Origin of the sequence: Paenibacillus polymyxa M1 (assembly GCF_000237325.1) — a bacterium.
Lineage (GTDB): Bacteria > Bacillota > Bacilli > Paenibacillales > Paenibacillaceae > Paenibacillus > Paenibacillus polymyxa_C.
The window spans coordinates 821777-847479 of the sequence record NC_017542.1; the positions used below are offsets into that span (position 1 = coordinate 821777).

Genomic DNA, 25703 nt, shown 5'->3' on the forward strand with positions numbered 1-25703 from the left:
ACCAATAACAAAAGAAGATCCGCCTAAGCGGATCTCTGGCATTTATTAATAGCTTATTTTTTTTGAATAACCGGCCGTACAGGCTTCGTTGTCAAGACATTAAGGGCGTCACGCACTTCTGTGGCGAAAACAAGCGGCTTTTCTACTTTTTCAAAGTGGATGTACCAAAGGTTGGGGTTATCGAATAGCCAGTGATTGTGCAGTGCCGTCACTTTGATATCATGTTTACGAAGTCGAGAAATAAACGGATTAATTTCTGCGGTTAAAATCACGGTTTCGCCAAGACATAATCCTTTTCCGTTACGGCCAATACTTTCGAAAGAAAAAGCTTGGGGTATTGCAAGAAAGGATCGGGTCCTTTTCCCCAAAATGATTGGCTTGATGTTGTTTCTGACTGCAGATGCAGTACAAACTCCGTTAATGATTTGAGGTGTTGCTTTTAATATATCGGCAAACCGTTTACAAAGTGGACTAACTGCCATTTCTCTCACTCCAATTCTTTTAAGTTACTAGCATCATATGAAAAAGTAAGGGAATGGAAAGGGCAAGTCTTCTTTATCGTTAGTCTAATTTGCTATATATAAAGTGCGAATGGAGCACCCTTTTAAAGCTTCAGCTTTGCTCCGTGATACTTATGTTTGATACGATCCCAGGCCTGGCACAGACGCGTAACACCTTCGATAATTTGCTGCTCCGTTAAGTGGGCAAAGTTAAAGCAGGCTGAAGGAGGTCCTGGTGTCAGTTGGTAATCTGCGGCATCACGCCATGTGACTCCATAAAATCGTGCCATCTGCATCAAATGATGATACGGGGCAGGTCCATGCTTCCAGATGGCATAGGCGTGTAGACCACAATCGTTCTGATGCCAGTGAAACAGCTCACTCAACGGCTGTATTTCATGCTGGAACACGTCGTAGCGTGATCTGTATATTCGAGTCATCCGCCGCAAATGACGAATGTAGTCTCCGCGCATCATAAAACGTGCCAGTGCACGCTGTTCCAAGCGTGCAGGCGGCAGGGGATCGTATAGTCGTTTGGCAGCAGTAAGCGCTTGGGCCAACTCCACAGGCAGGATGGCAAAACCGAGTCGAAGGCTGCTGAACATACTTTTGGAAAAGGAACCGACATAGATGACACAATCCGCGTGGTCTAATGCTTTTAACGGTTCAATAGGGCGTCCCGCCCAGCGGAATTCACTGTCATAATCATCCTCAATAATCCACGCCCCCTTGGACGCTGCCCATTGCAAAATATGTTGACGGCGTGTTAATGGCAATACAGCACCGGTTGGAAACTGCCGTCCAGGCGTAACAAACAGGAGCTTGGCATCCCAATCCTGTGGAATAATTCCATGCTGATCCAGTTCAGCAGCGTGTATCTGTCCGCCTGAGGCAGTTACTGCACGATAGATGCCGGAATAACAGGGATTTTCCAGTACAATGTTATCTTGTTCATGAATAAGCAGCTGACTTAGTAACGTGATCACTTCCATGGAACCGCTGCATAATACGACTTGTTCGGGGGTGGCCGTAATTCCGCGTGTTCTGCCAACATGATGACAAATTGCTTCACGCAGCCAGTTATCACCGTTCACTAGTGCAGGCATCGAGCCATCCGAGGGCTTTTGCAGATCTTTGCCGGCGGCAGCCAATGCACTTTTCCATGCGATCTGTGAGCTACCCTCCAATATAACTTCTTCTGCTTGAAAAGAAATCAAAGGCTGGTGTGCACCATCTCTATCTGTAGCATACACAGGAGTCGAGTATAAGGCTCGTTCCCTTTCGATCTGCATTATTCGTTGTCCCCATGCTGACAGAGCAGGGGCTTTTTGTTTTGTATTAGGTGAGTTTTGGTTTTGCTGGTCGATTAGAGATTCGTCTGGCAGCATTGCGGTCTGTTCCATAACAAACGTTCCTCTGCCTACTACCGAATTCACATATCCTTCTGCCAACAGCATATCGTATGCTTCTTTAACACTCCCGCGCGAAATTCCATACATCACAGCCAGATCGCGACTGGAAGGCAGGCGCGTACCGCTGGCAAGGGAGCCAGTGAGAATCCCCTCTCGAAGAGCGTGATACAATGCCAAGTATTTAAAATGATATTTTTGAATCGCACGTTGATAAGCAATCGTAATGTCCATACTTTTCTCCTTATATTGGACCAGTCATTTTCGTTTATATTGGGTCTTTTTAATAATCCATTTTCAACATAATCTGAAATGTATTGTTGGTCAATAGATGGAAGGAGAGATCCCTATGAGAAGAAAAGAATTTACAGTGGCAGAACTAGAGGAAATAGAGCAGTTTCTAAGCGAGGTCAGTTTCGGATTTTTAGGCATGAACAGCGAGGATGGTTTTCCGCGTGTGGTTCCCTTGAATTTCGCTTATGGGAATGGCGTTTTTTATATTCATGGCAGCCGTGCTGGAGAAAAGATGGAACGAATGAAAGAGGATAACCGGGTCACTTTTTCAGCTGCCAAAGAGTATGCGCTCATTCCATCTTATTTTACAGATGAACATATGGCATGTCCTGCGACTTCATTTTTTAAAAGTATTACCGTGCGTGGTCATGCGGAGCATGTAGTGGATTTGGAAGAAAAAGCATCAGCATTTTCCATTTTTATGAGTAAGCTGCAAACGGAAGGCGGGTATGACACGATTGATGCCAACGATTCTCGGTATGCCTCACGTTTGAAAGGGGTCGCTCTGATCAAAATTGTACCCGAGGAATGGACCGCCAAGTTTAAATTTGGCCAAAATGTTAAAGATCAGGAGCGCCAGCAAATTATCGACGGCTTGCAACAACGGGGGCTGGATGATGATCTGATAACAATCTCAATGATGCGTAAATATTGTCCTCATCATTGATATATGTATAACGCCAACATAAAAATTTGATTTCGATATACTCACTCCTGCTCGCTCATCCATCTAATTGGTTAATTATACCTCGTAGGGAGATGCCCTTGATTTTCCAAAACCTTCAGTTCTTCTGTATTAGGACTTTTGAAGGACAGGTATATATCATCCTCAAGCCCGTTGTTCTTACTGCAAAGGAATTTTATAATACGATAGATTTGTGGCGTAAGGGGGCAAGACCGTGATGAGAGCGGGAGTCAGAAGTCGGGAAAGTCGACGGTTGTTACTGGAAGCGGGGGCTGAAGAGTTCGCTCAGACGGGGTTTTATCAGACAAAGGTAAGTTCGATCGCGGCGCGTGCAGGATTGACGCAGCCGGATTTTTATATTCATTTTGAAAGCAAGGAACAGATGTATGAGGAGCTTGTGGAGAGCTTTCGTAATTTGGTGAATGAGACAGTACAGAGCATGAAGGTAGACCCGGATCAGAGCGAGACTGAAATTTTGAGACGGGGACAAGTGTTTCTGGAGGCTATTTTTCGCGTGTTGTCTAATAATCCGGCGATCACTCGTGTCGGATTTTACCAGGCAGCAGACTCGGTGCGCATTAAGGCGGAAATGGCAGAGCACATCAAAAAACATCTGATGGCAGCACAACGATGGGGTTCCTGCCGTGAGGAACTGGACCCTGAACTGACAGCAGAATGCGTGATCGGTTTGATAGAACGGCTGACGTTAACGAAATTGCTGCCTGGGCGCGAAAGTCCGTCTGTTCTTGCCATGCAGGCACGAAACCTACTGTATCGTGGTATGCTGGCTTCCGAAGGATACGGAACCGTAGAATCTTAACCCACATTTGGGCGTCAGGCGCGGCATTTGTCCCTATCATGGACGGTAACATAAGCATAAGATGCTCTTGTAAACCATGAAGGGAGGAATCACCATGTCTGGAGTAGGCGCTGGTTATGGAGCTTTTACATCTACAGGAGCGATTCTAGTACTTTTCATTCTGCTCGTTATTATTTCCAAAGCATTCGTTATCTAATTCTCAGCTCAAAAATTTGATTTCGGGCGATTTGTTGTAATCGACAGAGGGAGGAGGAATTCTGAGATGGGTGAAGTAGAAAGAGGTTGTGGTTGTGGCGGTGGCGGTTATGGCATGTTTACTTCCACTGGTGTTATTCTGGTACTCTTCATTTTGCTGGTTATCATCACACGTACTATTTTCATCTAAAGCGATATTCATGGGCTTGAGCGCCGATGTTTCGGGTCTATGACCATGCAATCCCAAATAGGAATCGCCTCTAACAGAGGCGGTTTCTTTTTATTTTAAAGTTTACGTTGACGTTAACGTTATATAGGCGTAGTATTTATATATAATCTTTTTCATAAGGTGGGTGTCATGGTTACGTATAAAATTGATGAGGTCGCGAAACAAAGCGGTTTGACCAAGCGAACTATTCGTTATTATGAGGAAATCGGCTTATTGCCCTCCCCGCAGCGCAGTGAAGGAAATATGCGGCTGTATACGCAGGAGGATGTGGATTTACTAAAAAAAATAGTGAGTGCCAAGGAAGTGCTTGGTTTTTCTTTGCAAGAGCTTCAGCGTTACATGTCCGCAGCGGAAATGCTCAAGGGGCAGCGGGAGGAATATCGCGAGCGAACGGAGCACTTGCAACCAATCGAGCGACGGGCCATGTTGGAGGATATGGAACGTACGCTGAACGAACAGTTGGAATTAATGGAGGGGAAAATCAACAGCATCCGTATGCTCCAGACTGAATTGGAAGAGCTGCGGATCAGGGTTCGTGAACGCAAAATCCTTTTGGATGAGGAACTTGAACACGACCCATCATAACAAGAATATTTACATTCAGATGTGGAGGTAACATCATAATATGAGTTCACAACATGCATTACCTGAAGAGTTAAAAGAACGCTCAGGCTTCCTGTCTCAACCTAAAGCCGTATGGGCGGTCGCCTTTGCTTGTGTTATTTCATTTATGGGTCTGGGATTAGTCGATCCGATTCTTCCGGCCATTGCCGATCAGCTTCATGCTACGAAAAGCCAAGTGTCATTGCTGTTTACCAGCTATAATCTGGTGACAGGCGTTGCGATGCTGATTACGGGCGTCGTATCAAGTCGATTGGGTGTCAAATGGACGCTACTAACCGGGATTTTATTTATTATTGTGTTTGCCGGATTGGGCGGTACGGCCAATACAGTTGGCGGAATTGTAGGCTACCGAGCAGGCTGGGGTTTGGGGAATGCTTTGTTTATCGCAACAGCGTTATCTGCGATTGTTGGTCTGTCCACTTCTGGAACAGCTAAAGCGATTATTTTGTATGAAGCGGCTTTGGGCCTCGGGATTTCAGTCGGCCCGCTGCTAGGTGGTGAGTTAGGTTCCATTTCCTGGCGTGGTCCGTTTTTCGGTGTAGCCGGACTGATGGTAGTGGGATTTTTGTTCATTACGTTTATGTTGCCTTCGATTCCAAAGCCCAAAAAACGTGGCTCCATTGCCGATCCGTTCAAAGCGCTTAGTTATCCAGCTTTACTCACGCTCGGCATTGTGGCGTTGTTATATAACTTTGGATTTTTTACGTTGATGGCGTATTCTCCATATGTAATGCATTTAGACGAGCATGGTTTGGGTTACGTGTTTTTTGGTTGGGGAATTATGCTGGCCTTTACCTCGGTGTTTGTAGCACCAAAGATTCAAGCACGCTTGAGCGTGGTATCTTCCATTAGTATCATGCTGACGCTATTTGCCATTGATTTAGGTGTTATGGCGATTGGGACGGTAGCTGGTTCGCCAACGACTGTCATTGTCGCCGTCATTGTAGCTGGTATTTTTCTGGGGATTAATAATACATTGATTACCACTGCTGTTATGCAGGCTGCTCCAGTGGAGCGCTCGACAGCATCTGCGGCCTACAGCTTTATGCGTTTTTTGGGCGGGGCCATTTCGCCGTGGCTTGCAGGGAAGCTGTCAGAGTGGTACTCAGCAGAAACCCCGTTTTATTTTGGAGCATTGATGGTACTGATTGGTGTAGCTGTGCTGATCGTACGTCGTCGACATATGCAGGATATTCAGGTAGATGCACACTAACATTGAACTTCTGGGGAGGAAAAGAATATGAGCGAATTCAAACAGATTCTGGTCGCGATTGATGGTTCGGAACACGCTATGAAGGCATTGGAGACAGCCAAAACGTTGTCTAAGCAGCTTCAGGGAAACCTGCATCTGACCGTATTGCATGTAAATCCGACTTTATCCATGAATGAGCCCCCGGTTGGGATTGATGTGGATGAGCGGATCGAAGAGGAAGGCCGTCATATTCTGGAGCCTGCAGCCGACTATTTGAAGGACGAGGGCATTTCGTACCGTATGCTGGCGGGTCATGGTGATCCGGCGAGTGTTATTTGCGAGAGTGCAAAGCAGGAAAAGGCGGATATGATCATTATGGGAACACGGGGACAGGGACTTGTTTCAGAGCTGATCCTGGGTAGTGTGAGTCATCATGTGATTCAGCATGCACCTTGTCCGGTACTGACGGTAAAATAGATGTTAAAAGGAACATTGATATAGAGAAAAGGAGGAAAAAAGCATGCAGCAGCATTTATTTATTGGTGGTGAATGGCAAGTAGCTTCATCATATACGACACTGAAATCACCGTATTCTGGGGAAGTCATTGCTGAGGTAGCAGAGGCCACTGCTGAGGATGCCAAGACCGCTATTCAGGCCGCATCTGATGCACGTGCAGTGATGCGGGCCATGCCAGCGCACCAGCGGTCAGCTATTTTGGAGAAGCTGGCTGACCTGCTGGAAGAGCGGCGTGAGGATGCAGCACGTATCATTGCACGCGAAGCGTCCAAGCCATGGAAGGCTGCGCTCGCGGAAGTTGATCGGACCGTGCAAACCTACAAGTTCGCAGCCGAAGAAGCCAAGCGCATTCACGGGGAAACCATTCCGCTGGATGCAGCACCGGGCGGCGAGGGCCGAATGGCCTACACGCTTAAAGAACCTGTCGGGGTAGTAGGAGCTATTACACCATTTAACTTCCCGATGAACCTGGTCGCTCATAAAGTGGGCCCTGCGCTGGCAGCAGGCAATACGGTTGTATTGAAGCCTGCGGAGCAGACACCGCTATCGGCTTACTTGATCGCGGAACTGCTGGAGCAGGCTGGGTTGCCTGCGGGCGCTCTTAACGTGATCAGCGGCGATGGTAAAACCATTGGCGACGTACTTGTCACTGATCCGCGCGTTAGCTATATCACTTTTACCGGTAGTCCGGCGGTCGGTACAGAAATTCGCTCCAAGGCTGGCTTGAAGCGGGTCACGCTGGAGCTGGGTTCCAACGCGGCTGTTATTATTGACCGTGATACGGATGTGGACGCGGTCATCGACCGTTGTGTAAGTGGAGCCTTTGCCAATCAGGGGCAGGTATGTATCTCGGTTCAACGTATTTACGTTGTCGATGAGCTGTATGATACATTTGTATCCCGATTTGTAGAGGCGACTCAACGTTTAAAAATTGGAGATCCGCTAGACCCGGACACGGACGTATCGGCGCTCATCTCAGCCAAGGATGTCGAGCGTGTTCGTGAGTGGCTGGAGGAAGCAGTCCAGGCAGGCGCGAGGATCGCTCTGGGTGGGCATACCGAAGGAGGGATTCTGGAGCCAACCGTATTGCTCGATGTGGACCCGACTTCCAAGGTATCCTGCCGCGAAGTGTTTGCCCCACTTGTGCTGATTCATTCCGTTAGCTCTGTAGATGAGGCTGTGAATCATGTGAATAATTCAATTTATGGCTTACAGGCGGGAATTTACACACGTAATATCACGACCGCGCTGGATGCAGCGGACAAGCTTGAGGTGGGAGGCGTGATGATCAATGACATACCAAGCTTCCGTGTTGACCATATGCCGTATGGCGGTGTGAAGCAAAGTGGCACCGGACGCGAAGGTGTAAAGTACGCTATGGAAGAAATGCTGGAAACCAAGCTGATCGTTATTAAACGGTAAATAGCTATATAGAAGCCTATCTGAAGGACATCGAAAATGCTTTGCGTATGTCTGCTCATTAGATAGGCTTTTTTTCTCATTATTTGCGCGAATGTCAGATGAAAATAAAGTGTTAGACTGAAAAATATTTGGATAAAGCGTATTTAGCTTGAGTTTTAAACCGTTGGAACTGTTCCACCGTCAATATTATATTCACTTCCTGTAATAGAAGCGGCCCGGTCGGATACCAGAAAAGCAACAAGCTCAGCGACTTCTTCTGGTAGTCCTGGACGACCAATTGGAATTCCTCCCAACGAGTCCATTAGTTGCTTTAATGCACTTTCTCGGTCGCCTGTCGTCTCAGCAATCCGATCAATCAAACTTTGTGCTGCCTTCGTTTCGATAAAGCCTGGCGCAACTGTATTAATACGAATGCCTTGAGGCGAAAACTGCTTGGATAATCCTTTGCTGTAAGTAGTTAAAGCTGCTTTGGCCGCGGCATAAGCCAATGTTGCATCATATAGAGGCAAGCGACGTTGAATAGATGAAATATGAATAATAACACCTGAACCCTTTTCCACCATAGCTGGCAGCAGTCCACGGTCTAAACGAACGGCAGCAAACAGATTGGCGTTAAAAGTTTGCTGCCAATGCTCGTCCGTCAAGACAAGAGCTCCCCCGGATGGGGCTGACGAGCCTCCAACATTGTTGACAAGAATATCTACATCGCCTAGGCGCTCAAGAACGCTGGTTACCACTTTATCTACACCTTCAGGCGTACTAATATCGGCTGGAATAAATAGATCCGGATTTTCTAAATTAACTGGAGTAGTTCGAGCCGTAGTAATTACAGTAGCACCTGCAGCCGTAAGTCTCTTAGCAATAGCCTCTCCCATTCCTTGGGTACCGCCTGTGACCAAGGCCCTTTTGCCTTTAAACTCACTTAAAATGCTTTCTAATTGAAAACTCATGTGAATAATTCCTCCTAATTTTGACAATGTGGTTGAGAACTACCTCTAGGTATCTTCACTCCGAGTTCACTTGTTTTGCGAACCTTACACACTATCGACAATGATACCCCGGTACCGCCCTCCGCGCAGTCGATGCTTTAGGGCTTTTTGATAGGCTGGACTAAAGTACCAAGCTTGTGCTTCCTCAAAAGTGGGGAATTCCAAGATGGCCAGCCCTTCAATATCGGGTCCTTCGAGGACCTGGTATGCGCCATACATTGCTAGGGGTTTGACGGAATGTCCCGCCAAACCTGCCGGTGCCAACTGAGAATAGAGTTGGAGTTCAGTTTGATCGGTACTCTGTTCACGTATAAAAACAACATAAGCGGGCATATACGTTTTCCCTTTCTTATTTTTTAATTTCTTTATGGAAGTGTAATAATCAGTTCTTTAATTTTATGGTTGTTTACTAGAAATTGGTGTTTAAGTAGGAGTGGGTCGGGAAGATTCGATTTATCAAAGTCTCCGTCTACTTTCGCAATTACGACGATGGTATTATTAATGTCATCCATATCCACGATCTCGAAGGTGACATTCGGCTCCAATATTTCTGCTTCACACCATGATTTTATGGCTTCCTTACCTTTGATTTCGCGATGGTTATCTAAGATCAACGCATCTTTATCGAAAGCGGATGTAAATGCTTCAAGTCGGGATTTGTTCGCTGATGTAAAGTAAGTTTCTACTGCTGGTGGCATGGATCTATGTGAATTCATTGATTCTTCAACCTCCTATGGTGAGTATGTGGTGAGCGATAACTTCAAACTCATCATAGCAGTAATAATATGACTACATGATGTCTTATTATAGAGGATCATTTAAATTTCTTTTCATCGTTTCTAAATGAGACAATATTCTTGTACGTACTTGTTCGGGGCTAACCTCTATAAGGAGGGGACCAAAGGACAGCAGATAACTGTCCAACCAATTGCCTACAGGAAATTGTGCCGTGACGGTATAAGAGCCGTCTTCCCTCTGAGTAATTGTTTTCTCGGCAAATTCATCGTATACGCGGTAAGCTCCTTGAGCAGAAATGTGAAGAGTTACTTCAATGGTATGAAGCAAGTCGTTCATCTTTGTATCTGTAGCTGCTACGACTGTTCTTGGCTCATAACTAATTTCGGTAACTACAATCTCTTTCATTCGGCTAATCTTAAATACACGATAACTTTCGGTATTTAAACAGTAACCTTCCACATACCAGGATTTATCTTTAAACAAGAGCTTGGCAGGTTCGATGCTACGATAACTCTGTTCCCCGGCGACGTTATAATAGCGGAACTTTATAACACGGTTTGTGATTATTGCGTTGCGTATAAGAGTGAATAGCTGTCTCTGGCTGTTTTGGCTTCCCCATGGCGAAAAATCTACTTCGATCCAGTTTCCCATTTCTTTTTTAAAAAGCCTACTCAACTTGTTTAGCACTTCTTCTACCTGTGGGATGGTAGCTGTAGCCACACTCTGAAGGGCCATTAAGATATCATCTTGTTCCTGCTCGGACAGTAAAGAGGTGTTAAAGACATAACCCTCCATCAATGATATTCCGCCACCTTTGCCTCTACTGCTGTAGATGGGAATCCCAGCTGCGCTTAAGGCATCTATGTCCCGATAAATTGTTCGTGTGGAAACCTCAAAATGCTCTGCCAATTCATCAGCAGTCACTTTTTTCTTATGGAGTAACATATAAACGATTTCAAATTGTCTGCTTAACGGCATAAGCTTCACCTCTCTCGGTAGCATACACCTTATAACATGACATTATAAAGTCATATTAAGTGATTGCTCTACATCACACCCTAATGGGCATCAACTGGGGGACTTTATTTACTTTGAACAGCGATAATAACACTGCCTTGGATCAGATCTTTTTACAATCTTTTATATAAAGTTGAACCAAAAGCACTTGCAAAATAAAAAGGAATAAACTATACTGAGGCCAGTTAGTTAGTGATTGATCAATTACTAACTAACTGATTAACAAGCAACGAGGTAACATTCATGAGCAAGAGACTGCTTCAAGTTTACTAAATGTATCTTTATTGGAACTATGGATTGATAAAGATTCAGTTAGATGAAGAAGTATGAAGTTATGTAATTAATCAATCACTCATTTTATTTGTAAATGGAGGAGAAAAAGATGAAACATCTTATTATTTACGCGCATCCATCTGAGGGAAGCTTTAATCATGCAATTTTGACCACTGCAGTGGAGGGGCTAAAGCAAAAAGGACATGATGTGGTGGTTCGTGATCTGTATGATATCGGCTTTCAACCTGTAGTCAGCAGTAGCGAGATTATTGGAGGAATCGGAGAAGATATTGTGCGGGAACAGCAGTTTTTGCAATGGGCAGAGGTGATCACCTTTATTTATCCGATTTGGTGGACGGGGATGCCAGCCATCATGAAGGGATATATTGACCGCGTATTCTCTTACGGATTTGCTTACAAATATGTAAACGGGGTGCAGATGGGACTGCTCAAGGGGAAGAAGGTCATCATCCTCAACACACAAGGGAAATCACATGCGGAATATGCCAGCAATGGCATGGATCAAGCACTTCGCTTGACGTCCGACAAAGGCATATTTGAATATTGTGGGCTTGACGTCATGTATCATCTATTCTTCGAGTCCGTACCACAATCCGATGAGGATACGCGCAAGACGTGGCTTCGCCAGATTGCAGACATGGCCAGCAAAGCCTAATAAAAATAGGTTAAGGAGAAGAAGGCTTGTGATATTAAGCCTTCTTCTTTTGGAATGTGACAATAAATATGTTTGATAGTGCAGTAAAACTGAATTGGTAATTTAACAGGGCCTATATAGTGATATCTATGCCTTGAGTATGAATGCTTACCGAAGATTTAGATAGCTTGATGGTCTGAGCAAACAATTGATCGAAGGATTTACGGTCCACAAGCCCTTTGTACGAGACAACGTTATCCATCGCGTCCAGCTCCTTGCTTTTCACCTTGCTGGTGACGGCCTCAAGGATGTGTTGATCCAAGTTGTTTGCTTTTTGGAATTCACTTCTGACTTGGGACAGAGTGGAGCCATAACTTTCGAGCTTCGCCAATACGTTAGCAAATAGGCTTCGGATATCGTCGCTTTCAGTAATATGGTCAAGTCCTAATGTTTGGGGACTCACATCCAAGAGATTGAAACCCGTCTGCTGCGTTGTACTATCTTTAGGCTGGATAACCTCTTGGAATGCTCCATCGGTGGCTTTGTTATACATTTTGGCAGTTCCTTTTAAGAATCCCCCATATAAACCTGTAATTGTATCCGTCATTTCTTGAAGATGTTCCTTGATTTCAGACTTCGCTTGCTCCTTATATTCTAAAGATGCGTTACTTTGGTCAATCTTATCCAATTCATCCAGCCAAGGATCTACCGAGTTTTTCAGGCTTTGATGCAATGCAGTATATATTCCTTGTACGACCCCTAATCCCCGATCAATGAGAGCGCTTTGAGTCAATCCATCATCTAGCGCACTTTTGTTATTCATTTGCTTCAAATCCAGCATTTTCTCTGTACGTTCACTTTTTTCCGCCTGGGCATTCTGCTGCATACGGGAAGCAATCTGCTGGTTGAGCTGTTGAACCGTCGAGTTATTGATTGAATTCCCTTGTTTGCTGATGCGATTGAAAGCTACTGGCAGAGATGCATTGTTTAACCTCATTAAATTCGTACCTCCTATGTATATTGAATATGGATACGCATACTCTATCAATATCGGCAGAGATCGAGAAAAATTAAAGGAAAGTGCACGCGCATTCGTATACCCTCCCTGTTAAACAAGCATTCTAATTAGTGATAGGCTGGTCTGACCTGTATTCCTCATTTTTTCCAAAATAATACGCTTGGCCGCTGCTATAGCTTTTGGTCGAGGGTGGTTTACCGTAGAAAAATGAATAAATAAATGAAATGACCTTCTCTAATTAAAGAAGGTCATTTTTTAATTCAGGAACCATTATTAAATGTAGCACAGCCTTCTGCTTATAGGCGTTCTCGCTTGCAATTCATCCAGTAGTTCTTTATACCTAGTATAGATTTTTCGCATATGCATTTTGTCGGTTAGCTATGATGCTGCGTATCACGGTTCAAAATTAGCTGTACATGATGAAATCTCTGGTGTATACCTATGTAGGATAGCAAGCTGTAGTTATAGCAATTTTTTGAGCTGGGATATACGGGCTTGGGAAACCTCAAGCATTTTGGCATATTCGTGCTGTGCTGCATTGGGCTGCTTTTGCATTAATTCTTTGAGACTTTCAATCATCTGCTGTGTTGATCGCCGTAGACGTTTGGGCTCTTTATTCGACCGTTGTCCGTTGGCTAAAGCTGATTTGGCTGGTCTCAGGACAGGACTGAAATTTAACCCCTTCTTTAAACTTTCAATACATTCTTTACAAATAAAACTGTCTCTAAAATAAGTCAATTGTTCTGCTGAACCACACATTTTACACGTCACCCCGGTATATTTTCGAAAGGCGAGAATACCAGTTTCCTCATCTGCGAAAATCTCAACAGGATCACCCACATTAAAATCCATAGAAATTCGCATTTCTTTGGGAATGACGATACGGCCTAACGCATCTAGGGGACGTGTCATACCTGTACTTTTCAAATGATAACCTCCTTTTTTATATCCTTATAATACTAAATAATTATGATAAAAAAGAATAGGCTTAGAGAAGCAATCGCATATATTAAGTAAACTGTTGAAAAGTATACAAGTAATTCCCATAATATGTTTGTTTAATGGTGGAAAACGTGTTGAGGAATTATAGGGGATTGCCGATATATATTCAGAATCAATATTCTAGTTGGCAAAGAAATTTTTAGTAATATACGTTAAGGGGCTGTGAATTACATATGAGAATATTTCAGTTTTGGAAGAAAAATAAAAAAACTGTGGTGGCAATCAATTTGGACACTGCTATTCCTGCAGCCATTATAAAGGTTGGCGGATTAGTAGATCAGCCAGAGCAATTCACCGCCGAGGCGAAAAATTCGGCGGCTATGCTGGGAGAAGAGGCATTGCCTCTATTCCCGCGTTATTTTTTCGGGACTGAGCTGCAGAAGCCAGAGAGTTTGGCGGGAAAGTACGAAGGTTTGGGTGACTGGCTGCATATTCAACAGGATGCTATTTTTGAGATTATCTACAATTACAGGGAAAAGGCGATTCCCATGCTGTATGAGGTGGCGTTCGGGGTATACGATTGGACGCAGTATAAGGCGGTGCGGATACTAACTCGGTTAGCCCGTGAAGGCCTTCATACCGACCAGATTGTGGACGATATTATCAGCCATGTCGACGATTTTCGTTATGAGGCACAAATGCCTACATTCTATTTTCTGTCCGGACTGACGGGCAATAAGAAAGTTGCCGCGTTGCTGCAAAGGCATTTCCTTGAGAATCTGGAATACGATCCGATTGATGCCTTTGATATTTTCGAGAATTTGCACCGTTGTTCGCCTGATGTTGCCATGAGACATGCCGATTTTCTCAAAGCCATTGCCCGTGGTGAAGGCCTAGAAGGCCGCTCTCCGTTACTGGACGGAGCGATAGGGACTACCGATGAGAACGGCAAGCAAGAGTACCACTGGCCTGATGATGAACCTGTCGAAGAGCACCACCAATTACGAGCGGCCATATTTTATTACCAGTTGAATTCTCACGATGAAGAGGTCAATCGGCTGTTGGATCAATGGGAAGTGAGCCATCCGGAGGAGAATGTAAGGCGTTATATTGGGAAATTGCGAGGGGAAGGACAGGGAGAGAGCTAACTGTTCAGTTTGTGAATAGGGAAATCCTAATTTTGCACTCTTTTCTATGAAAACTTATACTTATCGTTACAGCTGACTTGAAGCGAAAATACAAGAACGAGGAGGGGATCAACCATGTACTCCATTAAAGAAGTTGAAATCAGGAGCGGATTGCCCGCATCTACCCTTCGTTATTATGAAAAAGAGGGCATTCTACCTGATGTCGGTCGGGATGAAGGTGGGAGAAGGGTATATACCGAGAAACAAATGGATTGGATCAGGTTCCTTATGGCTATGAAAGACACAGGAATGACCATTGAAGAAATTAAGGCATACCTTGAGCTAAATGTAAAAGGAGAAGCCACGATCCAAGAGCGAAGAGATTTCCTGGTTGCTCACAAAAAGAAAGTGGAAGAACATATGGCACAAACGCAACACAATTTGGAGAAAATTATTCAAAAGATCGCTTACTACGATCATGTGGTCATGGGAAAAAGCTTCTCTTAGTCGCCAGATCGAATTGAATATATGAAGCCCCCAGCCTATTTGAAATACGCTGTAGGGCTTTTTTTGTATAGATATCTAAAGATACCTGCTGTAGGTCGCAAGTATGAAAAATCGTTGGCAATTAGGCGGTTCACAATGTGCTTACAGGGTAAAAGTGTAGTACCAAGGTGGGGAAGTGGGGGTATTGACTCTCACGCCACGTGAGGCTGTAGACTGTGAAAGCAAGGGAGGTGAAGCGGAATGGCTTATACGGTTAAGGAAGTATCTAATCTGTCGGGAATCAGCGTTCGAACTTTGCATTATTATGATGAAATTGGATTGCTGAAACCACATCATATCGGAAATAATGGATATCGCTATTACGAACAGGAACAACTGTTGAGGCTTCAGCAAATCATGGTGTATAGGGAACTGGATTTGCCTTTATCCGAAATTGGCAATGTGCTGGAGCAAACCAAGGAACAAAAGGCTGAGGTTTTGCAGGTGCATCGAGCCAATATTGAGGCCAAGGTCTTCCGCTTGCATACTCTCCTTCAGACCATCGACGAAACGGTGGCTCATTTGAAAGGAGAACAAACGATGGAACCAGAGCAAATGTACCAAGGGTTTAACCCGGAAAAACAAGAAATGTATGAACGTGATCTGACGGAACGTTATGGTTCACAGGTCGAAGAGAAGGTTCAGGAGAGTAAGACTGCGACGACGAACTGGAGCAAAGAGGATTATTTGGATTCGCAGGCAGAGGCAGATCAGATTCATCGGGAGTTGGCTGAAGCCATGAATAAGGGATTGAAGCATAACAGTGTAGAAGTACAGGCGCTGATCCGCCGTCATCTTCAATGGGTAAGCCGATTTTATACCCCTACAGCAGAAATTTATAGCGGGCTGGGAGACTTGTATGTAGAACATGAGGATTTCAGTAAAATGTATGAAGGCTATCACCCTGGGCTGGCTGAGTATTTGCGAGACGGAATGAAGGAGCTGGCCAAGCGGGAATTAACCTAGCAATAGTTGATGAAAGGGCTATAAGTAATATGAAAAAGGGTGAACAACAAACCAATCGACGGCCTGCTGTTCACCCTTTTTTGTGTAAAGCAGCTTACATGCCGCTTGGTGCTGTTCTCATGCCTTGTTGACTGCTGTTTCCGAACTGCTGCATGTTACTACTGCCTGCAAAATGCTGTCCGGTCGTCCCCATATGTTGCGGAAAGTTGTGATTCATGTGGCTTCCTGTACTAAAGGCGGATGGTTGCATACTACGGGAAGCATAGTTATCGCCAAATCCAGGTTGAGTCATTTGGTTGCTCGAGCGGATGGTGTTTTCCAGCTGACTACACAGTTGAATAACTTGTTGGTATTGCTGCATAGCTTTTTGGTGGTCCTGGATTGCGGTTTGGATCATTTGAGCCGCATTACGTTCACGTTGCATCAGGCTTTCAAGGCTGGATGCATTTTGTTGCTCTTGTTGCAGCAACTGTTGATACATAGCGGTTCCTTGCTGTGTTTGTTGTACCAATTGCTGAATAATTTGTTCACATTGATGAATTTGTTGTTGCGGAGCCATGTTATTGAACATTGATCATCAATCTCCTTCGCCGGATAGTTTAGGTTTTAGGACCCTCATATATTGTGGCGAAGGAAGAGCATATATATGCACAATTTTTGGTTACAGGCTGGATACCAGAATAGCCGTAAATTCCTCTAGGAATACACGATCTTCGTGATCAAATCGGCTTTTTAGCGGGCTGTCAATGTCCAGCACCCCAATCAGCTCATCGTTCTTGATTAGAGGGATAACGATTTCGCTATTGGAAGCAGCGTCACAGGCGATATGTCCTGGAAATGCATGTACATCGTCAATGACAAGTGTTCGCCGTTCAGCTGCTGCGGTACCGCAAACGCCGCGCCCCAGTGGAATCCGTATACATGCGGGTAAACCCTGGAAGGGACCTAGTACAAGCTCAGTCCCATCATAAAGATAGAAGCCACTCCAGTTCACATCTGGAAGAAAGTGACCCAGTAACGCTGAAGCGTTCGCTAAATTGGCAATCCTATTGGATTCATCGTGAACAAGTGCCCGGAGTTGTCCGAGAACGGATTCGAATTGTTCCTGACGTGTTCCTTCGTAAGGGATAGTTTGAAACATGTAGAGTCCACGCTCCTAACATTAAATTTTCATATTAACTGTTGTATATATCACCAAAAATAGGTAATTGTGCAAATCGCTTTTACCATTGGTTAATTAATTTAAGATATAACGATTGTACATATTCAGTCAAGTAGAAAATAGCACTACCGTCTTGGAATAATCACCTTACTCTAACAGCAGCACAATTCCCTATCTGTACAAGCAGCGCTGACGGCAAAGCTTTACGTTTTAGCGGGACATATAATATAGAAAGTAATTCAGCGAGGGTTGCCCTCATCTGTTTCCAGCTTCTCCCCTATGGGTAAAAACAATGTAACATGTTGGCTTAGGCCAGAGAGGAGTTACAATTATGCATGCAGATGTTCAGAACTTGTTTATCCGTATACAGATGCTTTCTTATGCACATCAGGACGATTTGACGGTGAGAGATATACAACCTGTACTCGAAGAACGCGGATACCGCGTAGGAGAACGTGAAGTCAAGCAGGAGCTGGAAAACCTGACACAGGAAAACTTTCTGACGCCGCATGATGATATGTTCAGCCTTACCGGCGCAGGGATCGAAGAATTGCAGGAGATTCAGTCAATGCTAGGCGTATTGTACGAAGATGTTGTGAAAAATCCAGCGCAAGTCGCTGCCCGTGCCTCTTCTTAAAAGAATAGGGACACAAAAAAATCATATAAAAATAAAAGGTAGCCCTCTTCATTCCTGATTCCAGGAAGCGGAGGGCTAATTTGATTTTATAGGGTCTGTCCACTTTAATAAGGTTGTGTTTGTTGGAGGTGTATGCTTAAATGTAGCGTATATTTGTTGTATTTTGATGCTGGAAGGATGATGGAACATGTGTGCATATGCAAGTAAGGGGCATATACCACTGCTGGAAAGCCCGCGTCTTCGGCTGCGAAGGATGGAAAGTCGGGATGCGGCTACGATGTTCGCTTGCTGGTCTGACCCGGAGGTTCACCGTTATATGAATCTTTCCGGTATGTCAGGACGTGAGGATGCTGAGGATATGATTGGGCTGTTGAATGAGCTGGCGAAGACGGAGGATGCGCTGCGCTGGGGGATCGAGCTGAAGGACAACGGGAAGCTGATTGGAAGTTGCGGCTTTAATTATTGGCAGACAGAGGGAGCTTATAAAGCCGAGATTGGCTATGAGTTGGCCAAGCCTTATTGGCGACAGGGCTATATGACAGAGGCGCTTCGCTTGGTGCTTTCATTCGGATATGGCACGATCCGATTAAATCGGATTGAAGCGCTGGTGGACCCGCGCAATACAGGCTCGCAAGCCCTGCTGTCCTCGATGGGCTGGACCCAGGAAGGGCTGTTACGGCAGGTACAGCATACATCTACAGGTTTTAAGGATATGCTGATGTACTCATTACTGCATGAAGAATGGCTCAGACTGGAGGTACAACGAAATGCTGTTTCAGTATAACGGCGGTTCGTCGCCGCTGCACAGGCTTGGACCGTTAAGTAAGCTTATATGGGTGGGATGCTTTAGTCTTCTGTCGATGTCATGGGATTCGACGCTACGGGAAGCGGCACTCTTGGCGGTACTGATCGCTGTGGCTGGCTTGGGTGCACGGTTGACCCTGGCACGACAACTTCGCGCTATGTCGTTCCTGATTGGTTTAGGGATTCCATATTTTATACTGTCTATCCTAGCGATTCGAGAAGGACATGAAGTGGCTTCATGGGGACCCATTGTGGTTACAGCTGAGGGACTGGATATCGCGGGGGCATTAACGCTGCGGATTTTTGTATTGTTTTTGGCATCCTATATCTATCTCTCGACGACCGATCCCCGAGATTTTGTGCAGGCTTTGAATCTGCGCTTGCGTGTGCCTTATCGGTTTGCGTTCGGTATTTCAGTGGCGTTGACGTTTCTACCCTTATTGGAAGAAGAAGGGCGAACAATTATGGCTGCACGACGTGTCCGTGGACAGGAGCCACCACGAGGATGGAGCAATCGGTTATCATGGTGGAGCGGGTATGCGGCTGCTGTGTTGGTGAATGCTGTGAGACGGGTTCAGCAGACAGCACTGGCTATGGAGGGCAAAGGTTTTGGCGCTTATGCAGAACGGACGTATTTTCGTACACTGAAAAATGGGCGTTTAGGCTACGTATATGCTGTGATTGCTGTATTCGCTACGGCTGTTTTATGGTGGGTATGATAAAGAAGCAGCCCCTTTTTTTTGCTCTCATTGTCAACTTGTTAAATAAAATTAGGTTGACAATGAGACAGCGGATGAATACATTTATACAGTAACAGTTTGTACAAGGGCCAGAGTCTATGACCTTGTATACTAGATTATGGAGAGGAGTCAAGAAATATATATGAAAGAATCTCGTATTTTTGCCAAGTTTACAACGCTGGATATCGTGTTAATGGCCATGCTGGCTACGTTGAACGGCGTCATGACTGTGTATTTGTCGATGATTAACAAAACGTTAAACAGTCTGGGAGGGCCTATTGCAACTTCCGCTATCGTCGGGCTGTACATGATATATGGTTTGCTGGCCTATTATATTATTCGTAAGCCAGGTACGGCGGTAATTGCTTATGCCTTTGGCGCAGTAGTGCAGTCTTTTATGGGCTCTGCCTATGGAATTGCGTCTATCATCGCGGCGGCTGTCTGCTATATGGTTGTGGCGGAACTGGTATTTGCTCTTTTGCGATATCGCCGCTGGAACACAGTTTCACTGATGCTGGCGGGCGGAGCCATGGTTCCGCTGTGGTTTATCGTGGCAGCCAATATGTTTGGCTATATGCATTGGGGATGGAAGGTGCTGACGATTGCACTGGTCGTTCGTATCCTGAGCGGCATTGTCCTGTGTGGTCTGCTGACGAAAGTACTGGGCGATGCCTTAAATGGAACGGGGCTGTTAAAACGCTTTGAACTGGGACGCGCTTCACGTGCATAACCAAGGCTATGCATGGCTATAGCTTGAACAATAGGGATCGAGGGTATTTCGGTTATGAATGAACGTAGTGATCATGCTTCTGAGAATAGAGTGGCTGTTTCCTTGAGGAATTTTGGCTATCGGTATGATGACCAGGTGGAGCCAGCGTTACATGGTCTGACGCTGGACATTGCGGTGGGCGAGCATGTAGCCATTGTTGGAGCTAGCGGAAGTGGAAAGTCTACGCTGTGCCAGCTGCTTCATGGCGGGTTGTCCCGTTCTGGCGAGGGTGAACGGACGGGAGAGCTGACCGTGTACGGGATGGACCCCGACACCGCTGAATTGGCTACGGTCGCCACCACTGTCGGCGTCGTGCTTCAGGACCCGGATGCCCAGCTAGTGCAGGGAATCGTCGAAGACGAAATTGCTTTTGGACCGGAGAATCTGCGCGTGCCTCCGGCAGAAATAGAACAGCGCCTTGCCGCTGCACTGGAGGCCGTCGGCCTGGCATCCGAGCGCGGCTCCTTCGTGCGGCGCCTCTCGGGAGGTCAGCGCCAACGCACCGCCATTGCTGCGGTGCTGGCGCTGGAAGCGCCGCTGGTCGTGTTCGACGACGCAGCCGCGCAGTTGGACCCGCCGGCTGTACGGGACTTCGTCCTGCTATGTCGGCGGCTCCATGCCGCAGGCCGGACGGTGATCACTGCGTCCGGCCGTATAGATGATGGCGCGCGTGCAGCACAGCGCGTCATCGTGCTGAAGGGCGGGACTATGCTGCTGCAAGGTCCGCCCGAAGAGCTGCTGCGCGAGCATGGGGCGCAGCTGGCAGCCTGGGGGCTGCTCCCCTCTTCCGCAGGGAGGGAAGACATGCCGCGTGAGCCGGGGGTGAATTCCGGCTCGGCGGCTAACTGCGCTGGGCAGCCGTTGCTGGAGGTGAAGGGATTGCCCTTCACCTACCCCGGCAGCCAGCGTCCGGCGCTCAAGGGCGTGAGTCTTGCCCTTGCGCCTGGCGAACGAGCCGTAATGCTGGGCGAGAACGGCTCTGGCAAAACCACGCTGGGCAAGCTGCTTATGGGTCTACTCCCCGCACCGAAGGGATGCATGTGGTGGGAGGGGCAGGATATGGCGAAGCTGCCCATTCATCAACTGGCTGCCGGGATCGGTTATGTGTTCCAGCAACCAGAGCATCAGTTTGCAGCTGCAACGGTGTGGGAAGAGTGCTTGTACAGCGTGCGCGCCAAGTTTGGTTTACGGATCGGAGATCCGATTCCCGCCGCCTATGAGGAACGAGCGCATCGCTTACTGGCAGCCGCCAGGCTGGGCCACAGGCTAGAGGTTTCGCCATACCTGTTAAGTGGAGGCGAAAAAAGGCTTTTGAGCGTTGCGGCGCAGTTTATCCTACCCAAAAAGCTTTACATTTTGGATGAGCCAACTGCGGGAACGGATTACGAAGGGGCGAATAGCCTGCTCCGTATGTGTACAGAGCAGGCTGCTGAAGGCGCGGCTTTTCTAATCATTACCCATGATATACAGATAGCTGAACGCTTTGCCAGCCATGTTCTTCGTATGGAAGAGGGGTATCTCTATAAAACGGAAGATAGCGGGAGTTATCATACGATTACAGTTGACAAAAATTAAGGATATGTAGACAATAATATATATACATCGTACACAACAGGCGGCCTATATAGGCCGCCTGTTTACGATTATGCAGTGCGGGTAATCATCCAAGCTGGGAAGGAAAAACCGTACAGATACAACACAGTTTTTACAAGGAAAGGATTTGTGATTTGCTTGGGAAACGATAAACCTATGAAGCGCGGGCTCGTGCTGACAGGTGTTCTATTGGCCACTTTTCTGGCCGCGATTGAAGGAACGGTTATCGGTCCAGCAGGACCGACAATTGTGAGTGAACTGGGCAGTGTGAGTTTGCTCAGCTGGATTTTTACGGCATATTTGCTGACGATGGCTGTAACCACGCCTATTTTCGGCAAACTTAGCGATTTGTTTGGCCGAAAACCCATTTTTCTAATTGGGTGCTCGTTATTTGTGGTTGGCTCTTTGCTTTGTATGCTGGCTGGTAGTATGGAGCAGCTTATTTTATACCGGGCTATTCAAGGGATTGGAGCAGGCGGTGTCATTCCTGTTACCTTTACCATTATCGGTGATATATACAAAATGGAGGAACGTGGTAAAGTCCAAGGCATGATCAGCTCGGTATGGGGGATTTCTTCCCTTGTCGGGCCTCTCTTGGGCGGTTACGTGGTCACCTATTTTGGCTGGGAATGGATTTTTGGCTTTAACGTTCCCTTTGGATTTCTGGCTATGTTCTTCATCGCCCGTTACCTGCGGGAACAGGTAAGCAAGCGTACCGCACGTATCGACGTGGCGGGAGCAGTTACCTTTACCATCGGGATGACGGCACTCTTGCTCGTATTGGCCCTGGGGGGACAGTATATCGACTGGGCTTCTCCTGAATTGCTGGCCTTGGCTGCGGTGGCTATTTTGTTCCTGGTTTTGTTTTTGGTTATCGAAAAGCGCGCTCAGGAACCGATGGTGCCTCTGAAGCTGTTTCGGATACGGGATATCGCTTTTTCCTGTGCCGCTGCACTACTCGTCAGTACCCTGCTAATCGGGCTGACTAGCTATCTTCCACTATGGATTCAGGGCGTACACGGTGGAGATGCCGCTTCATCTGGTCTTGCACTGGCACCAATGTCCGTAGGCTGGCTGTTTGGCTCCATGATCGGTGGACGCATTTTGCTGACGCTGGGTTCGCGTCGAACCTCTTTGATCGGGCTGACCCTGATTGTATTGGGAGCTTTCGTCATGACCTTGATGGACCAAACGGCTCCGATCTGGCTGCTGTTCTTGTCTACATTATTGTATGGACTGGGATTCGGCTTCTCGATGACCGTGTTCACGATTATTGCTCAGTCCTCGGTCGGATTCCAGCTGCGTGGTGCATCTACAGCCTTGAATACGTTCCTGCGCACGTTGGGACAAACAATTGGGGTTGCAGCCTTCGGTTCATGGCTGAATTATCGCATTGCTGCCCAGACAGCGGACGGACAGCTCACTCAGCAAGGGGTTACGCAGGAGGATATCAATGGTCTGCTGGCCCCGCATGCTTCACAGAGTCTAAGTGACAAGGTTGCCGGATTACTCCGGTCTGTACTGGAAAACAGTCTGCATTCCCTGTTCGTGATCATGGTCGTTATTGCAGTGATTAGCTGGTTTGTTGTCCTCGGCTTGCGGAACCGCCCACCGGGTACGGAAGAAGAGGCAGATCAGCGTATAAAGGCACCACAAAGAGAACACGCATAAAAAATAATATACTTCTTTCATTATAAGAGACAGTCCGGTACACCAATAAGGGGCCGGGCTGTTTCTTTATGCTAAGGTCTCTTCTCCTACTGATTTAGCAAAATAGCCACCTCGTATAGGACCGATAAATTCCCCAGTATATAAAAAAGAAAATAAAACCCCCTAGAGATTGCGATATATTCATATCGAATAGGTAACGAAATGGTAAAAAAGTCTTAAAAAATTGTAACTAAAAATTTGTTTCTGTATTGAGCCGTACAGTACTAAGGAACCATTTTTTTGAACCCGCTTCCAAATCGGGCTTTGTATGATTTATTTAAGAACGATTTTGCATGTGAATGAAGCAACCAACCAAGCAAAATGGGATACGAAAAAAAATCAAGTAACAAATTTTTCTGAATGTAATAAGAATGAAAAAACAGGGATTTTCAGAAAATTACTAGGAAAATATGAGGATGAAATTTATAGAGGAATCTGTTTTCTTCCCTCACATAATAGGGATTTTCAGTCTATATCAATCGTTTGACATACCATATAAAATGGCCCTACCAACCAAAAAGTTGGGTTTCAAATCTAGAAATCATAATCAGATTAAGGGAGATGGAGTACTTGAAGTTTAACAAATGGTTTAGTAAAGCAGCCACTGCAACAGTAGCAACTACCTTACTGTTAGGAGGCGGCGTTCAGGCTTTTGCAAAGGGAAATGACGAGGCAGATTCCAAAGCAGACAGTGCATTTACCCAAATTACGCGTAGTGACATGCTGAATATTTTCAAACAGCAAGGTAAAGAGAAATATGAGGTTCCGTCCTTCGATGCCTCTACAATTAAAAATATTCCTTCTGCTATTGGTCACGATAGCTCAGGCAAGCAGATTGATCTGGATGTCTGGGACAGCTGGCCGTTACAAAATGCCGATGGCACAGTGGCTAATTACAAGGGATATAATATCGTTTTTGGATTGGCAGGCGATCCTAAAAGAGGCGAGGATACATTTATATATCTGTTCTATCAAAAAGCGGGTGATACTTCACTGAGCGGCTGGAAAAATGCTGGTAGAGTATTTAAAGACAATGATAAACTGCTCTCCAACGATCCGATTCTCAAAAATCAGTCAGAAGAATGGTCCGGCTCAGCTACCTTAACCTCTGATGGACAAGTACGTTTATTCTATACCAGCAGACAGCCGTATGACCCGAATAACAAATTATACGGCAAGCAAACCTTGAGCACGGCTCAAATTAATGTCTCTCAGCCTGATGATAAGACACTGAAAGTAGATGGAGTCGAGGATTTGAAATCGATCTATGACGGTGGAGATGGTAAAACCTATCAAAATGTACAGCAAAGCGTCGGAATAGATATGGATAATCATACTCTTCGAGACCCTCACTATGTCGAGGATCAAGGCCACAAATATATTATATTTGAAGCCAACACAGGAACAGAGACAGGCTATCAGGGCGAAGATTCGATTCAAAACCCAGCTTATTATGGCGGCAATAAGAATTTCTTCGAGGAAGAGCAACAAAACCTGCTGCAAAGTCCTAAGAAAAAGGGAGCTGAGCTAGCGAACGGCGCACTGGGCATCGTTGAATTGAATGATGATTATACGTTGAAAAATGTAATGCCTCCTTTGATTGCATCCAATCTGGTAACAGATGAAATTGAACGGGCGAATGTGTTCAAAATGAACGGTTTGTGGTATTTATTTACGAGTACAAGAGGTTCTAAGGTGACTGTAGATGCGATCGGTGACGATGATATTTACATGCTGGGTTATGTTTCTACTTCCTTGACAGGGCCTTATAAACCGTTGAATGGAACCGGTCTCGTTCTTCATCAGGATCTGGATCGTGATGATATTACCTGGACGTATGCCCATTTTGCTATCCCGCAAGGCAAAGGCAATAACGTAGTCGTTTCGAGTTATATGACCAATCGTGGGCTTTTCCCGGATCACAAATCTACTTTTGCACCAAGCTTCCTGCTGAATATTAAAGGTTCGAAAACTTCTGTTGTGAAAAACGGTATTCTGGAACAAGGGCAAATCACGATTGATCCAGCGAATGACAAAAAAGAAAACCAAAATGAGTACGGAAAGAAATAAGTAGGTATTTAAGCAGTATGTCCGAAGGTGGCAGTCGGTAGCAACCCGATCTGTCGTCCA

Annotated in this window: 29 protein-coding genes; 19 read left to right on the forward strand and 10 right to left on the reverse strand. The window is 45.8% G+C overall.

All coding sequences use genetic code 11. From position 1 onward, the window contains the following. Positions 1-53 precede the first annotated feature (53 nt). Both PPM_RS03630 and PPM_RS03635 read right to left on the reverse strand, forming a co-directional pair. Positions 54-482 (reverse strand): DUF1259 domain-containing protein, encoded by a 429-nt coding sequence (locus tag PPM_RS03630; protein WP_043885870.1) that lies wholly within the window; start codon positions 480-482, stop codon positions 54-56. Positions 483-604: 122 nt separating this feature from the next. Continuing rightward, positions 605-2143: a PLP-dependent aminotransferase family protein gene (locus PPM_RS03635; protein ID WP_013369340.1), complete on the reverse strand. Its 1539-nt coding sequence runs from the start codon at positions 2141-2143 to the stop codon at positions 605-607. 115 nt (positions 2144-2258) lie between these two features. Between PPM_RS03635 and PPM_RS03640 the strand changes: the two genes are divergently transcribed. The 8 genes from PPM_RS03640 to PPM_RS03665 all read left to right on the forward strand — a co-directional run bounded on the left by PPM_RS03640 (position 2259) and on the right by PPM_RS03665 (position 7887). After that, on the forward strand, positions 2259-2870 hold the full coding sequence (locus tag PPM_RS03640) for a pyridoxamine 5'-phosphate oxidase family protein (protein WP_013369341.1): 612 nt from the start codon (positions 2259-2261) through the stop codon (positions 2868-2870). A gap of 235 nt (positions 2871-3105) precedes the next feature. After that, entirely contained in the window at positions 3106-3708 is a 603-nt protein-coding gene (locus tag PPM_RS03645; RefSeq protein WP_013369343.1) for a TetR/AcrR family transcriptional regulator, read from the forward strand. Between the two features lie 94 nt (positions 3709-3802). Beyond that, positions 3803-3904, forward strand: coding sequence for a hypothetical protein (locus tag PPM_RS29855; RefSeq protein WP_014599460.1), 102 nt, complete (start codon positions 3803-3805; stop codon positions 3902-3904). Positions 3905-3970: 66 nt separating this feature from the next. After that, a complete protein-coding gene (locus PPM_RS30380) occupies positions 3971-4093 on the forward strand; it encodes a hypothetical protein (protein WP_013369345.1) in 123 nt (40 codons plus the stop codon). 168 nt (positions 4094-4261) lie between these two features. Then, entirely contained in the window at positions 4262-4717 is a 456-nt protein-coding gene (locus PPM_RS03650; protein ID WP_013369346.1) for a MerR family transcriptional regulator, read from the forward strand. 40 nt (positions 4718-4757) lie between these two features. After that, positions 4758-5969: an MFS transporter gene (locus PPM_RS03655; RefSeq protein ID WP_013369347.1), complete on the forward strand. Its 1212-nt coding sequence runs from the start codon at positions 4758-4760 to the stop codon at positions 5967-5969. A gap of 27 nt (positions 5970-5996) precedes the next feature. Beyond that, positions 5997-6425: a universal stress protein gene (locus tag PPM_RS03660; RefSeq protein ID WP_013369348.1), complete on the forward strand. Its 429-nt coding sequence runs from the start codon at positions 5997-5999 to the stop codon at positions 6423-6425. Between the two features lie 43 nt (positions 6426-6468). After that, complete coding sequence (locus PPM_RS03665) at positions 6469-7887, forward strand: aldehyde dehydrogenase family protein (protein ID WP_013369349.1); 1419 nt, start codon at positions 6469-6471, stop codon at positions 7885-7887. 155 nt (positions 7888-8042) lie between these two features. Here PPM_RS03665 and PPM_RS03670 read toward each other — a convergent pair whose 3' ends face one another. From PPM_RS03670 to PPM_RS03685, 4 genes are all read right to left on the reverse strand, one after another. Then, positions 8043-8837 carry an SDR family oxidoreductase gene (locus PPM_RS03670; protein WP_013369350.1) on the reverse strand — a complete coding sequence of 265 codons (795 nt, stop codon included), beginning with the start codon at positions 8835-8837 and terminating at the stop codon, positions 8043-8045. An 84-nt stretch (positions 8838-8921) separates the two neighbouring features. Further along, positions 8922-9209, reverse strand: coding sequence for a DUF1330 domain-containing protein (locus PPM_RS03675; RefSeq protein ID WP_014599461.1), 288 nt, complete (start codon positions 9207-9209; stop codon positions 8922-8924). 32 nt (positions 9210-9241) lie between these two features. Further along, complete coding sequence (locus PPM_RS03680) at positions 9242-9592, reverse strand: nuclear transport factor 2 family protein (protein ID WP_013369352.1); 351 nt, start codon at positions 9590-9592, stop codon at positions 9242-9244. An 88-nt stretch (positions 9593-9680) separates the two neighbouring features. Further along, positions 9681-10592, reverse strand: coding sequence for a helix-turn-helix transcriptional regulator (locus PPM_RS03685; RefSeq protein WP_013369353.1), 912 nt, complete (start codon positions 10590-10592; stop codon positions 9681-9683). A gap of 421 nt (positions 10593-11013) precedes the next feature. Between PPM_RS03685 and PPM_RS03690 the strand changes: the two genes are divergently transcribed. Then, positions 11014-11580, forward strand: coding sequence for an NAD(P)H-dependent oxidoreductase (locus PPM_RS03690; RefSeq protein WP_013369354.1), 567 nt, complete (start codon positions 11014-11016; stop codon positions 11578-11580). 112 nt (positions 11581-11692) lie between these two features. On the opposite strand, the gene PPM_RS03695 is transcribed toward PPM_RS03690, so the two are convergent. Together PPM_RS03695 and PPM_RS03700 are read right to left on the reverse strand one after the other, a co-directional pair. Further along, positions 11693-12556 carry a hypothetical protein gene (locus PPM_RS03695; RefSeq protein ID WP_013369355.1) on the reverse strand — a complete coding sequence of 288 codons (864 nt, stop codon included), beginning with the start codon at positions 12554-12556 and terminating at the stop codon, positions 11693-11695. Positions 12557-13039: 483 nt separating this feature from the next. Next, entirely contained in the window at positions 13040-13504 is a 465-nt protein-coding gene (locus PPM_RS03700) for an AbrB/MazE/SpoVT family DNA-binding domain-containing protein (protein ID WP_013369356.1), read from the reverse strand. 248 nt (positions 13505-13752) lie between these two features. On the opposite strand from PPM_RS03700, the gene PPM_RS03705 reads away from it, so the two are divergent. From PPM_RS03705 to PPM_RS03715, 3 genes are all read left to right on the forward strand, one after another. Continuing rightward, entirely contained in the window at positions 13753-14667 is a 915-nt protein-coding gene (locus tag PPM_RS03705) for a hypothetical protein (RefSeq protein ID WP_013369357.1), read from the forward strand. A gap of 114 nt (positions 14668-14781) precedes the next feature. After that, a complete protein-coding gene (locus PPM_RS03710) occupies positions 14782-15153 on the forward strand; it encodes a MerR family transcriptional regulator (RefSeq protein WP_013369358.1) in 372 nt (123 codons plus the stop codon). A 240-nt stretch (positions 15154-15393) separates the two neighbouring features. Then, positions 15394-16158, forward strand: a complete 765-nt coding sequence (locus tag PPM_RS03715) for a MerR family transcriptional regulator (protein ID WP_013369359.1) — start codon at positions 15394-15396, stop codon at positions 16156-16158. A gap of 94 nt (positions 16159-16252) precedes the next feature. On the opposite strand, the gene PPM_RS03720 is transcribed toward PPM_RS03715, so the two are convergent. After that, on the reverse strand, positions 16253-16729 hold the full coding sequence (locus PPM_RS03720; RefSeq protein WP_013369360.1) for a hypothetical protein: 477 nt from the start codon (positions 16727-16729) through the stop codon (positions 16253-16255). Positions 16730-16819: 90 nt separating this feature from the next. Then, a complete protein-coding gene (locus tag PPM_RS03725; protein WP_013369361.1) occupies positions 16820-17299 on the reverse strand; it encodes a GAF domain-containing protein in 480 nt (159 codons plus the stop codon). 352 nt (positions 17300-17651) lie between these two features. Between PPM_RS03725 and PPM_RS03730 the strand changes: the two genes are divergently transcribed. From PPM_RS03730 to PPM_RS03760, 7 genes are all read left to right on the forward strand, one after another. Further along, entirely contained in the window at positions 17652-17957 is a 306-nt protein-coding gene (locus tag PPM_RS03730) for a hypothetical protein (protein ID WP_013369362.1), read from the forward strand. Positions 17958-18144: 187 nt separating this feature from the next. After that, a complete protein-coding gene (locus tag PPM_RS03735) occupies positions 18145-18741 on the forward strand; it encodes a GNAT family N-acetyltransferase (protein ID WP_013369363.1) in 597 nt (198 codons plus the stop codon). Beyond that, complete coding sequence (locus tag PPM_RS03740; protein ID WP_013369364.1) at positions 18725-19480, forward strand: energy-coupling factor transporter transmembrane component T family protein; 756 nt, start codon at positions 18725-18727, stop codon at positions 19478-19480. The genes PPM_RS03735 and PPM_RS03740 overlap by 17 nt, the downstream gene beginning before the upstream one ends. Positions 19481-19643: 163 nt before the next feature. Next, on the forward strand, positions 19644-20231 hold the full coding sequence (locus tag PPM_RS03745; RefSeq protein WP_013369365.1) for an ECF transporter S component: 588 nt from the start codon (positions 19644-19646) through the stop codon (positions 20229-20231). A gap of 54 nt (positions 20232-20285) precedes the next feature. Further along, positions 20286-21845, forward strand: a complete 1560-nt coding sequence (locus tag PPM_RS30475) for an ABC transporter ATP-binding protein (RefSeq protein ID WP_013369366.1) — start codon at positions 20286-20288, stop codon at positions 21843-21845. A gap of 174 nt (positions 21846-22019) precedes the next feature. Continuing rightward, on the forward strand, positions 22020-23534 hold the full coding sequence (locus PPM_RS03755) for an MDR family MFS transporter (protein WP_013369367.1): 1515 nt from the start codon (positions 22020-22022) through the stop codon (positions 23532-23534). Positions 23535-24143: 609 nt separating this feature from the next. Next, positions 24144-25643, forward strand: a complete 1500-nt coding sequence (locus tag PPM_RS03760) for a glycoside hydrolase family 68 protein (protein ID WP_013369369.1) — start codon at positions 24144-24146, stop codon at positions 25641-25643. Positions 25644-25703: the final 60 nt, after the last annotated feature.